Here is a 12,036-nt window from a genome sequence, read left to right as displayed (position 1 = left end):
CCCTTACGCTTGTTCTTTCTTACACATTGGGAAGCCAAGAGCTTCACGCGATGCGTAGTATGCTTCTGCTACTGACTTAGTCAGATCGCGAATGCGCAAGATGTAACGCTGACGTTCAGTTACTGAGATCGCTTTACGCGCGTCTAGTAGGTTGAATGCGTGACCTGCTTTTAGGATGCGCTCGTAAGCAGGTAATGGCAGTGGCTTTTCAAGCTCAAGCAACTCTTTACACTCTTTCTCACACTGTTCGAAGAAACCAAATAGGAATTCAACGTCTGCGTGCTCGAAGTTGTAAGTCGATTGCTCTACTTCGTTTTGGTGGAAGATATCACCGTAAGTCACTTTGCTGCCGTCTGGTGCGATGTTCCAAACTAGGTCGTAAACCGAGTCTACTTCTTGGATGTACATTGCTAGACGCTCGATACCGTAAGTGATTTCGCCAGTGACTGGTTTACACTCAAGGCCGCCAACTTGTTGGAAGTACGTAAACTGAGTTACTTCCATACCGTTTAGCCAAACTTCCCAGCCTAGACCCCATGCGCCTAGTGTTGGGTTTTCCCAGTTGTCTTCTACGAAACGGATGTCGTGTACAAGAGGGTCAATACCAAGAACTTCAAGGGAGCCAAGGTACAACTCTTGAATATTGTCAGGCGATGGTTTTAGCGCTACTTGGAATTGGTAGTAGTGCTGAAGACGGTTAGGGTTTTCACCGTAACGGCCATCAGTAGGACGACGTGAAGGTTGTACGTAAGCTGTCGACATTGGCTCTGGGCCAAGCGCTCGTAGACAGGTCATTGGGTGAGAGGTACCCGCACCCACTTCCATATCTAGCGGTTGAACAATGGTACAACCATTTTGAGCCCAATAATCCTGCAGCGCGAGGATCATTCCCTGGAAGGTTTTGATATCGTATTTTTGCATAAGTCAGGTTCGCGCGATTCTCTTGTTACTCGTTAATTCGTCATCTATGCCGAGTTTTTCAACTCTAACAACGGCGATAAAGAGTAATTACGGTTGAATAAATTAACAATCTAGTATAACCAGATATTGAGCATGGGAGTAGAGCTAATCTTGATTAATTCGTGGGCGATTTTCTCCTTTAATGAATTTTTACCGCGTTATCTGCTGTATTTTTCTTAAAAGGGAGTTTTTGCCTGCTTTGGCTCTTGAGAAGCGCAACAAAGGTGGCTAGAATTGCGCCTGTCTTTGGGGAGTAGCTTACCTGATGAAGTTTCTGTTTCATCTGGTTCGTCCGTCAACATAATTGGTGCAAAATCACCATGGCGTTCGAGACTTGAAGCCTTTCAAGTTTAGCAAGACCTTAGACAAATCATCACGAACCGGGGTAGGGGCGTGAGGTTTGTCTTCGGTTAAAAATAATAATCCCTGCCCCAATGAGCATGTCGTGAGCGTTTTAGCTATTTCAATTACTACTGTAGCGTTAGCAGAAATTGGCGATAAGACCCAATTGCTATCTCTATTACTCGCAAGTCGTTACCGCAAACCAATCCCAATTATTGCAGCAATCTTTTTGGCAACCATTGCCAACCACGCTTTGGCTGCATGGTTAGGTGTGGTTGTCGCTGACTATTTATCACCTGATATTTTAAAGTGGGTGCTGGTGGTCAGTTTTGTCGCGATGGCGGCTTGGGTGTTGATTCCTGATAAGTTGGATGATGACGAACAGATTTCAAACCGAGGTCCTTTCATTGCCAGCTTTATTGCTTTCTTTGTGGCTGAGATTGGTGATAAAACTCAGATCGCCACTTCTATCCTAGGCGCGCAATACGCGGATGCGCTGAGTTGGGTCATACTTGGCACGACCATTGGTATGTTGTTGGCTAACGTGCCTGTGGTGTTAATTGGTAAGCTTTCAGCAGACAAGATGCCCCTGGGTTTGATTCGTAAAGTCACCGCTATTTTGTTCGTGTTGTTGGCGATTGGTGCGGCCTTCTTTTAATGTTTTTAGGCGGATAACGCAGCCTGAAAATGGAAAATGTTATCCGCGAACAATCGTTACAATGATGCAGATAATCAATAACTAGCGAATTAGTGGCGTAGCTCAAACTCTGACTTAAAATCGCTCCGTAGCGTGACGGATGACATATTAGTGTCATACTTGTCATGGTAGTTTAATGGTGTGAATGATAGCGAGAGGGCAAGTTTATGCTTACACGTTACATGGGGATGACCCCAAAGAGTCAGAGTTATTTATTCACCTTTGGTTTGGCGCTGTGCTTGTTAGCGATGGTACTGACTGATATGTGGTTGCCGATTGTGGCAGGATCGTTCGTTCTTACTGGATTAACAGTAGAGGCGTGGATTCGCGTAGCCCACATCATTCCTATGCATGAAGAGATGCGGGCAATGAAAAAACAACTCAACAAGCTCCAATCAGAAGTTCGCACACTCGAATACGATGAATAAACAAACGGCAGCCAATCGGCTGCCGTTTTTAATTCGACCAGATTATTCCAATCCTTTCTTGATCAGGTACTGATACGGAACTTGCTCCGTTTGTGCTGCAATTAATTGGTGATCCATAAAACGACAGAAACTCGGAATGTCTCGAGTCGTGGATGGGTCATCTGCTTTGACCAGCAAAATCTCACCATCTTGCATGTTGCGAATTGTCTTCCTGACCATCATCACTGGCTCTGGGCAGCGCAGTCCTTCCGCCTCTAATGTCTTTGTTGCCAGTTCAGGATTAAAGCTCATAGTGTGATTCTCGTAACTAACTTAGCGGTGAATTCTACGTTCGTTGAAAAAATATTCAATAACCACTTGGCAAACGGGATTTTTTGTTTTACCTTAAATTAACAATTTGGTAACAACTGGCAAGGGAGAGGCAATGTTAACAGCGTTAGACAGACTTACGATTTACTCCGTACTTTGTTTTATCTCGTTTTGTGCTTTGGTACTCAGAACGCCAGCTGACACCTCTTTGATGCCTCTTGTAGGCATGGTTGCCACTATTATTGGGATTTGGATCGAGATGCGCAAATGGTCAGGTGCATCTGAGCAAGAAAATTAGCGCTTTTTGCTTCGATCAGAATACTTTAATAACGCTCACCTATTTTTACCGACACTTCATTCCGACACTATCCCCATTTTTCTTGGGCTTCCCCGCTGAAAGGCGGGATTTTTTTTGCCTGAAGAGTACAATTTACCCAAACACATACAAAATAAGTGGCTAATTCGTGGAACTGGAAGACATCTATCGCCGAGATTTAAATTTACTGGTTGCGTTGCGAGTACTGATAGAAGAAAACAGTGTCAGTAAGGCGGCAACACGTCTGAATTTGAGTCAATCGGCAATGAGTCGTGTGTTAGGGCGATTACGCGATCTGCTTGGCGATCCGCTGTTTACGCGCCAAGGTCAGCACTTGATCCCAACCCAAAAAGCGCTAGAAATTGATCGCTCATTAGGCGAGCCCTTAGAGTCTTTACGTCAGTTGTTATCTCCGGTTGAGTTTGACCCATTGCAATGCGTACAGACTTTCAACATCGTGACCACCGACTATGCCATGCAAACGATCTTACCGTTCGCTTTGCCGAGAATTTACCAAGAAGCGCCAAACGTGTCTTTTAACTTCTTACCACTGCAACACGACCGTTTATCAGATCAGCTCACTTATGAAGGTGCAGACTTAGCGATTTGTCGCCCGACAGGTCCGGTGGAGCCGCTACGCAGTGAAGTGTTGGGGCGAGTGGGGGTGCTGTGTATGCTTTCAAAACAGCATCCATTAGCGGATAAAGAAATGAGCTTGGATGATTATCTGAGTCATCCACATGCCATGATCGCCATCAGTGATGGTGTTAAGGCACTGATCGAACAAGCTTTGATGGAGAAACCTAAGCGTAAAATGGTTCTGCGGGCTTATCATTTAGAAGCCGCATTGGCGATCATGGATACCTTGCCAATTATCATCACAGTGCCAGCGGACTTAGCGTATCTGGTTGCCGAGCGTTATGACTTGGTGGTGAAACCATTACCATTCCAATTTACTCCATTTGAATACTCGATGATTTGGCATGCGCGTTGCGAGCATTCTCCTGCTCAAGAATGGTTAAGAACGATTGTGCGTGAAGAATGTAGCCGTCTAATAGCTAAGCGTATCGAAGATATGGGACTAAACTGCTAACAAAAAGAGCCAGTAATACCGGCTCTTCGTCTGTTTACGCTGAGTCAGTGTTTATAGCTTGATAACTACACGACCTGTTACTTGACCGTTGGTGATGTCTTCTGCGTATTTTGGTGCTTCTGCTAGTTCTACTTCAGTACATGCTTGCTCGAAATAGCTGTCTGGTAGTAGTTCAACCAGTTTTTCCCATGCTGCGATGCGTTTCTCTGTTGGACACATTACTGAGTCCACACCTTGTAGACGAACGTTACGTAGGATGAACGGCATCACTGTAGTTGGTAGATCAAAACCACCTGCAAGACCACAAGCGGCGACTGCACTGTTGTAATCCATTTGCGCTAGTACTTTTGCTAGTACTTTGCTGCCGACGGTATCTACCGCACCTGCCCATACTTGCTTTTCAAGTGGACGTGCTGGTTCCTCAAATTCAGTACGGTCGATGATGCGGCTAGCACCTAGTTTTTCAAGTAGCGGGCCGTTTGTCTCTACACGTCCTGTCACTGCAGCAACTTTGTAGCCAAGCTGTGCTAGGAGCGTTACTGCAACCGAGCCTACGCCGCCACTTGCGCCCGTTACTAGGATTTCACCAGCTTCAGGTTTGATGCCTGCATCAAGCAGTGCTTGAACACATAGCATACCAGTGAAGCCAGCAGTACCAACCATCATTGCTTTCTTGCTGTCTAGACCTTTTGGTAGTGGCACGAGCCAATCCGCTTTTAGACGAGCACGTTGAGCCATGCCACCCCAATGGTTTTCACCCACGCCCCAGCCAGTTAAGACCACTTTGTCACCAGCTTGGTAACGCGAATCTTCAGAACTTACAACCGTACCCGCTAGATCAATGCCAGGTACCATCGGGAAGTTACGGATGATTTTACCTTTACCTGTGATCGCCAAACCATCTTTGTAATTCAACGATGAGTAATCGACTTCAACCAGAACGTCACCTTCCGGCAGTTGTGTTTCATCGATTTGCTCGATACTAGCGATAGTGCGTTTGTCTTCTTGGTTTAGAACTAGAGCATTAAACATAAGGTTCTCCGAAATTGCGTTAGCGTGACTCAGTTGCCACATACAGCAAGATATTAACTGTCTATAAGTCTATGTCTTCTCTATCTATGAATAAAATGAAAGTTACTCATTTTATGTATGCTTTGTATGCATATTTACTGTGTTTGGCGTAAAACAAAGGGCGACATCTGATGTCGCCCTTAAGTGTAATACTAAATTATTTTAGTATTTATTCATTTCATGCTGGTTGTTGAGTAGATCACTACGACCATCGTCGTTTTGAGCCTACTTCACTCAAAGCGTTAAGGCCTCTCAAATACGGTCGCTATACCCTGACCCAAACCGATACACATGGTGGCTAGACCGTATTTCGCGTCTTTCGCTTCCATTAGGTTGATCAACGTTGTTGAGATGCGTGAACCAGAACAGCCTAATGGATGACCCAATGCAATCGCACCGCCGTTAAGGTTGACCTTCTCATCCATCACATCAAGCAGACCTAAGTCTTTAGCACACGGCAGAGACTGCGCTGCAAATGCTTCGTTTAGCTCAACCACATCCATGTCTTCAATTGAAAGACCAGCACGCTTGAGCGCTTTCTTTGTTGCAGGTACAGGGCCGTAACCCATGATGGATGGATCGCAACCTGCGATCGCCATGCCCTTAATACGTGCGCGAATTTTCAAGCCAAGCTCATTGGCTTTCTCTTCGCTCATGATCAGCATCGCTGATGCGCCATCAGACAGCGCTGATGATGTACCGGCTGTTACTGTGCCGTTTGCTGGGTCAAACACAGGACGAAGCTGAGACAGACCTTCAACTGTTGTCTCTGGACGAATCACTTCATCATAGTCGAGAGTAAACAGTGTACCGTCAGCCGCATGGCCTTCAATTGGTAGAATTTCGTTTTTAAAACGACCCTCTACGGTTGCTGCGTGCGCACGAGCGTGAGAGCGCGCGGCAAACTCGTCTTGTTGCTCACGGCTAATGCCATGTAATTTACCAAGCATTTCAGCCGTTAAGCCCATCATGCCCGCAGCTTTTGCTACGTTCTTTGACATACCAGGGTGAAAGTCTACCCCGTGGTTCATCGGCACATGCCCCATGTGCTCAACGCCACCAATTAGGCAGATTTCAGCATCGCCAGTCATGATCGCACGTGTACCGTCATGCAGCGCTTGCATGGATGAGCCACACAAACGGTTAACCGTCACAGCGCCAATTTCAATCGGCAGGCCCGCGAGTAGCGCGGCATTACGTGCAACGTTAAAGCCTTGCTCTAGTGTTTGCTGTACACAACCCCAGTAGATGTCTTCAATCTCGCTTGGGTTCACTTGTGGGTTACGTGCAAGAATGCCTTTCATTAGACGCGCAGATAGATCTTCTGCTCGTGTATGACGGAAAGCACCACCTTTAGAGCGACCCATTGGAGTACGTAGACAATCGACTACGACAACATTTCTTGTTTGATTAGTCATTTTAGAATCCCTCCTTAGATAGAACCTTGCTGTTGTGCACCGTAAAAGCTTTCACCTTTCGCCGCCATATCAATCAGCATTTGCGGTACTTGGTACATCGCACCTAGCTCGGCGTGTTGTTTTGCCATTTCAACGTATTCAGCAATACCCACGCTGTCTAGATAGCGGAATACGCCACCGCGGAATGGAGGGAAACCAAGACCATAAACCAATGCCATGTCTGCTTCCTGCGGAGTAGCGATGATGCCTTCTTGAAGGCACAGCACAACTTCGTTGATCATTGGAATCATCATACGTTGAATGATGGTCTCATCGTCAAAGTCATGCTTATCGGCACAAACGTCGGCAAGTACTGGTAAGATCGCTTCTGAGAAGGTCTTCTTCGGCTTACCTTTTTTATCTATGGTGTAGCTGTAGAAGCCATTACCATTCTTCTGACCATATTTGTCTGCTTCGAATAGTGCATCAATCGCATCACGACCTTGTTTACCCATACGCTCAGGGAAACCCTCTGCCATCACAGCTTGTGCGTGGTGCGCGGTATCAATGCCGACTACGTCAAGCAAGTACGCCGGTCCCATCGGCCAGCCAAACTTACGCTCCATGACTTTGTCGATTTTCGTAAAGTCAGCACCATCACGAAGTAGCATGCTGAAGCCGCCAAAGTATGGGAACAATACGCGGTTAACGAAGAACCCTGGGCAGTCATTGACGACAATTGGTGATTTGCCCATTTTCGCAGCATACGCTACAACACGATTGATGGTTTCATCAGAGGTGTGCTCACCACGGATGATCTCAACAAGAGGCATACGATGCACTGGGTTGAAGAAGTGCATACCACAGAAGTTTTCTGGGCGTTTTAGTGATTTTGCCAATAGGTTGATTGGAATCGTCGAGGTGTTTGAGGTGATAACGGTGTCGTCACCGACATGGGATTCAACTTCACTCAAAACTGCTGCTTTTACTTTCGGATTTTCAACGACAGCTTCAACAATCACATCAGAGTTCTCAATACCTGCGTAATGTAGGCTCGGTGTGATTGACGCTAAAATACCCGCCATCTTAAAGCCATCAATGCGACCGCGAGATAAGCGTTTATTCAGCAGCTTAGATGCTTCAGTCATGCCTAGGTCGAGCGACGCTTGTGCGATGTCTTTCATTAAGACAGGCACACCTTTTAGCGCTGATTGGTAAGCAATGCCGCCACCCATGATACCTGCACCTAATACGGTTGCACGTTGCGTGTCTTTACTTGCTGACTTCGCTGCTTTTTTCGCAATGCCTTTGATGTATTGATCGTTAAGGAATAGGCCAACCAGTGATTTTGCTTCTTCCGATTTAGCCAATTTCACGAAGTGCTTACGTTCAATGTCTAACGCTTCATTACGTGCAAAGCGAGCACCTTCTTCAATCGTGATAACGGCTGTCATTGGGGCAGGGTAATGAGGACCTGCTTTTTGTGCCACCAGACCCTTCGCCATGGTGAAGCTCATCATTGATTCAAGCTTACTCAGCGTTAGCGGAGATGTTTTCTGTGCTCGGCGTGCTTGCCAGTCAAGTTTCTCATTAATTGCAGAGTTCAGCGTTTGTAGTGCCGATTCGTATAAAGCATCAGTCTCTACAACAGCATCGAGTAAGCCAATTTTCAATGCTTCATCAGCTCGGCATGCTTTACCTTGGGTGATGATTTCCATTGCGCTGTCTGCGCCAATAACGCGAGGTAAGCGTACACAACCACCAAAGCCCGGCATGATTCCCAGTTTCGTTTCTGGTAGGCCGATGCTGGTGGTTTTGTCACCAATACGCATGTCTGTTGCTAGCACACATTCACAACCGCCACCAAGAGCGTGGCCTTTGATCACCGAGATGGTCGGAACGGGTAAGTCTTCTAATTTGTTAAAGATGCTGTTAGCAAATTGCAGCCATTGGTCGAGCTCGGCATCCGTTTTAGCAAACAGACCTAAAAACTCGGTAATGTCTGCGCCTACAATGAATGCGTCTTTATCTGAAGTGAGCAACAACCCCTTGAGGCCTTGATGGGCAATGAGCGCATCAAGAGCTTTATCTAGCGATTCCAATGTCGCTAGGTCGAGTTTGTTGACGGATTTTGGAGAGCAGAAGCTTAGCTCTGCAATACCATCTTGTATTTCCTTTACCTGTAGGGTTTCGGCTTGGTAAATCATTGTCTATCTCCATGACATACAATCGTGGATTGTCTGTATACCTATTTCAACGACGCCGTGTACCTCGGCAAATAGGTATCGAGGAAGTCGTTTTATTTTTGTTCTGGTTTGACCAGTAAAGTTAGTTTGGATCGTGGATTGTCTAATTTCAATACATTTTTTAAACAAGTGTTTAACATTGTGCGCTGTGGCAGATCTTATGCGACGGGTAAATCACACTCGTGATAGACTTCAGGCAAATAGACCTGAATCCATAATCCTATGAATGACAAGCCTTATCTGATTCCAGCAGAGCCCGCTCAATTTGAAGAAGAAATTAAAAAGAGCGTCTTCATTACTTATTTGGCACACACGCCAAGTATCGAAGCTGCAAAAGCATTTGTTGAGCAGATCAAAACCAAACATTCTGATGCAAGGCACAACTGCTGGGGATTTGTTGCTGGTCGACCAGAAGATTCGATGAAATGGGGCTTTAGTGATGATGGGGAGCCATCCGGAACTGCAGGCAAACCGATCCTGGCGCAGCTGTCTGGCTCTGGGGTGGGGGAGATCACGGCAGTGGTCACGCGATACTCTGGTGGAATCAAGTTAGGTACAGGCGGCTTGGTTAAAGCGTATGGTGGTGGGGTACAACAAGCACTCAAGCTGCTTCAAACTATTGAGAAAAAAATAACCACAAAGCTCAGACTAACGTTAGACTATGGGTTTATGCCGATCGCACAGTCAATCATGCCGCAATTTGGTGCGATAGAAGTCGAGGCTGAATACAGCGATCAGGTGGTATTAGTGGTGGAAATTGAGCTTCGAGAAGTGAGCGCGTTTACCCAAGCAATCATCAATAAAAGCGGGGCAAAGGCAATTGTCACTCCGCTAGACGGACAATAATGAAAAACAGGAAGCAACAGGGACAGCTTCGCTAGTCAATTTATCCATGCAATTTCGTTCAATTATTCGAATCGTCGGGCTACTGCTCGCACTCTTTAGTGTCACTATGCTTGCGCCAGCACTCGTTGCGCTGATCTATCGAGATGGTGCAGGTGTGCCTTTTGTCACGACATTTTTTGTTCTGCTGTTTTGTGGGGCCGTTTGTTGGTACCCAAACCGCAGGTATAAGCACGAGCTTAAAGCTCGAGATGGCTTTCTTATTGTCGTTCTGTTCTGGACAGTACTTGGCAGCGCAGGCTCGATCCCCTTTCTTATAGCTGACAACCCGAACGTCTCAGTCACGGATGCGTTTTTTGAATCGTTTTCTGCTCTCACTACGACCGGGGCGACCGTTATTGTTGGTTTGGATGAGTTACCTAAAGCAATTCTATTCTATCGACAGTTACTGCAGTGGTTCGGCGGTATGGGAATCATCGTATTAGCGGTGGCGATTTTGCCAGTACTTGGCATTGGTGGTATGCAGCTTTACCGCGCCGAGATCCCTGGTCCAGTCAAGGACACTAAAGTGACTCCGCGCATAGCAGAAACTGCTAAGGCGCTTTGGTACATCTATTTGAGCCTGACTATCGCCTGTGCATTGGCTTTTTGGTTAGCTGGTATGACGCCATTTGACGCCATCAGTCACAGCTTTTCCACCATTGCCATTGGTGGTTTCTCTACCCACGATGCCAGCATCGGATACTTTGATAGTTACGCGATTAACCTGATTACTGTGGTTTTTCTGCTTATATCTGCATGTAACTACACGCTGCACTTTGCTGCATTTGCATCAGGTGGCGTACATCCCAAGTATTACTGGAAAGATCCTGAGTTTCGCGCCTTCTTGTTTATTCAAGTGCTGCTATTTATCATTTGCTTTCTATTATTACTGAAACATCACTCTTACACATCGACATACGATGCTTTCGATCAGGCTCTGTTCCAAACCGTATCAATATCCACAACAGCGGGCTTTACGACAACAGGTTTTGCGGATTGGCCGCTCTTCTTACCTGTGCTGTTATTGTTCTCTTCCTTTATAGGTGGTTGTGCTGGTTCAACAGGCGGCGGCATGAAAGTGATCCGTATCCTGCTTCTTACCTTACAAGGTGCGCGTGAACTAAAACGTTTAGTCCATCCACGCGCGGTTTACACCATCAAAGTAGGTGGCAGTGCCCTACCGCAACGTGTTGTCGATGCGGTTTGGGGCTTCTTCTCCGCATACGCATTGGTATTTGTGGTTTGTATGTTGGGGTTAATTGCAACAGGAATGGATGAGCTCAGTGCGTTCTCGGCGGTGGCTGCGACTCTGAACAACCTCGGTCCTGGCTTGGGAGAAGTGGCGCTTCACTTTGGTGATGTTAACGACAAAGCAAAATGGGTATTGATAGTTTCTATGCTGTTTGGTCGTTTGGAAATCTTTACCTTACTTATTCTACTTACGCCGACGTTTTGGCGTAGCTAAGGGGAAATCGTGGCAAAAGCATTATTTCTATACTCTTCCCGCGAAGGGCAGACTAAAAAAATTCTCCACTATATAGATGAACAACTTCCAGACTTCGATTGTGAGCTGGTGGATTTACATAATGTCGAGACGATTGACTTCAGTCAATACGACAGAGTGTTGATAGGCGCCTCTATTCGTTATGGTCATCTTAATAAAAAGCTATACCAGTTTATTGAGAAAAACCTAACTCAACTAGAGCAAAATAAAGTGGCATTTTTCTGCGTAAACCTAACCGCTCGTAAAGAGGACCAAGGAAAGGATACACCTGAAGGTAGTGCTTACATTCGCAAGTTTCTAATTAAGTCGCCTTGGAAACCAACGCTAATCGGTGTTTTTGCTGGTGCACTTTATTACCCACGTTACAGCTGGTTCGACAGAACTATGATTAGGTTCATTATGTCGATGACAGGTGGCGAAACCGATACGACCAAAGAAGTGGAATACACCAATTGGGAAAAAGTGGCTCTTTTCGCAGATAAATTCAGAGAACTGTAGAAATAACGTTCCCTTTTGACCGCTTTTGATGCAAATTTATCCGNTAAAAAAATCAAAAAAAACGTGAAAAAGGGCTTGCCAATGTGATCGCAATCTCTATAATGCCACCTCGCTGACACGGCAACGCTTCGAAAGAAACGCGGCCGAGGTTAGCAAGCCAAATTAGCCAAGCGGAAACGCTTGAAGAAAGTTTGAAAAAAGTGATTGACACTAAACTTTAACTCGCTAAAATGGCCGTCCTGTTTTGAGCAAAGCTCAACAGGAAAAGCTCTTTAACAATATAGACCTAT

The 12,036-nt window shown here is 46.0% G+C and carries 13 protein-coding genes; 7 read left to right on the top strand and 6 right to left on the bottom strand.

The window, feature by feature from the left end; all coding sequences use genetic code 11:
* Positions 1-3 precede the first annotated feature (3 nt).
* Positions 4-921, bottom strand: coding sequence for a glycine--tRNA ligase subunit alpha (gene glyQ, locus B7360_RS19540; RefSeq protein WP_048625586.1), 918 nt, complete (start codon positions 919-921; stop codon positions 4-6).
* A 178-nt stretch (positions 922-1,099) separates the two neighbouring features.
* A complete protein-coding gene (locus B7360_RS25125) occupies positions 1,100-1,243 on the bottom strand; it encodes a hypothetical protein (protein ID WP_012841258.1) in 144 nt (47 codons plus the stop codon).
* A 162-nt stretch (positions 1,244-1,405) separates the two neighbouring features.
* Here B7360_RS25125 and B7360_RS19535 point away from each other — a divergent pair, with 162 nt between their 5' ends.
* Positions 1,406-1,960, top strand: coding sequence for a TMEM165/GDT1 family protein (locus tag B7360_RS19535; protein WP_012841256.1), 555 nt, complete (start codon positions 1,406-1,408; stop codon positions 1,958-1,960).
* A 206-nt stretch (positions 1,961-2,166) separates the two neighbouring features.
* Entirely contained in the window at positions 2,167-2,427 is a 261-nt protein-coding gene (locus B7360_RS19530) for a hypothetical protein (RefSeq protein WP_031780377.1), read from the top strand.
* 42 nt (positions 2,428-2,469) lie between these two features.
* On the opposite strand, the gene tusA is transcribed toward B7360_RS19530, so the two are convergent.
* Positions 2,470-2,718 (bottom strand): sulfurtransferase TusA, encoded by a 249-nt coding sequence (gene tusA, locus B7360_RS19525; RefSeq protein WP_005394130.1) that lies wholly within the window; start codon positions 2,716-2,718, stop codon positions 2,470-2,472.
* Positions 2,719-2,851: 133 nt separating this feature from the next.
* On the opposite strand from tusA, the gene B7360_RS19520 reads away from it, so the two are divergent.
* Positions 2,852-3,034: a hypothetical protein gene (locus tag B7360_RS19520; RefSeq protein ID WP_005394131.1), complete on the top strand. Its 183-nt coding sequence runs from the start codon at positions 2,852-2,854 to the stop codon at positions 3,032-3,034.
* A 166-nt stretch (positions 3,035-3,200) separates the two neighbouring features.
* Positions 3,201-4,145 (top strand): LysR family transcriptional regulator, encoded by a 945-nt coding sequence (locus tag B7360_RS19515; protein WP_005378881.1) that lies wholly within the window; start codon positions 3,201-3,203, stop codon positions 4,143-4,145.
* Positions 4,146-4,196: 51 nt separating this feature from the next.
* Here the strand turns inward: B7360_RS19515 and B7360_RS19510 are convergent, their stop codons facing one another.
* From B7360_RS19510 to fadB, 3 genes are all read right to left on the bottom strand, one after another.
* Positions 4,197-5,177, bottom strand: coding sequence for an MDR family oxidoreductase (locus tag B7360_RS19510; protein ID WP_085344399.1), 981 nt, complete (start codon positions 5,175-5,177; stop codon positions 4,197-4,199).
* 281 nt (positions 5,178-5,458) lie between these two features.
* Positions 5,459-6,634, bottom strand: a complete 1,176-nt coding sequence (fadA, locus tag B7360_RS19505; protein ID WP_047010268.1) for an acetyl-CoA C-acyltransferase FadA — start codon at positions 6,632-6,634, stop codon at positions 5,459-5,461.
* A gap of 14 nt (positions 6,635-6,648) precedes the next feature.
* On the bottom strand, positions 6,649-8,820 hold the full coding sequence (gene fadB, locus B7360_RS19500) for a fatty acid oxidation complex subunit alpha FadB (RefSeq protein ID WP_085344398.1): 2,172 nt from the start codon (positions 8,818-8,820) through the stop codon (positions 6,649-6,651).
* A gap of 261 nt (positions 8,821-9,081) precedes the next feature.
* Here fadB and B7360_RS19495 point away from each other — a divergent pair, with 261 nt between their 5' ends.
* The 3 genes from B7360_RS19495 to hemG are packed head-to-tail and all read left to right on the top strand — an operon-like array spanning position 9,082 to position 11,746.
* Positions 9,082-9,705: a YigZ family protein gene (locus B7360_RS19495; RefSeq protein ID WP_085344397.1), complete on the top strand. Its 624-nt coding sequence runs from the start codon at positions 9,082-9,084 to the stop codon at positions 9,703-9,705.
* A gap of 46 nt (positions 9,706-9,751) precedes the next feature.
* Positions 9,752-11,209: a TrkH family potassium uptake protein gene (locus B7360_RS19490; protein ID WP_085344396.1), complete on the top strand. Its 1,458-nt coding sequence runs from the start codon at positions 9,752-9,754 to the stop codon at positions 11,207-11,209.
* Positions 11,210-11,218: 9 nt separating this feature from the next.
* Complete coding sequence (gene hemG, locus B7360_RS19485) at positions 11,219-11,746, top strand: menaquinone-dependent protoporphyrinogen IX dehydrogenase (protein WP_085344395.1); 528 nt, start codon at positions 11,219-11,221, stop codon at positions 11,744-11,746.
* Positions 11,747-12,036 lie beyond the last annotated feature (290 nt).

It is taken from the genome of Vibrio sp. ArtGut-C1 (assembly GCF_002105475.1).
GTDB lineage: Bacteria > Pseudomonadota > Gammaproteobacteria > Enterobacterales > Vibrionaceae > Vibrio > Vibrio diabolicus.
Note: the sequence above shows the minus strand (reverse complement) of the source record. Positions and strands in the feature narration are given on the sequence as shown.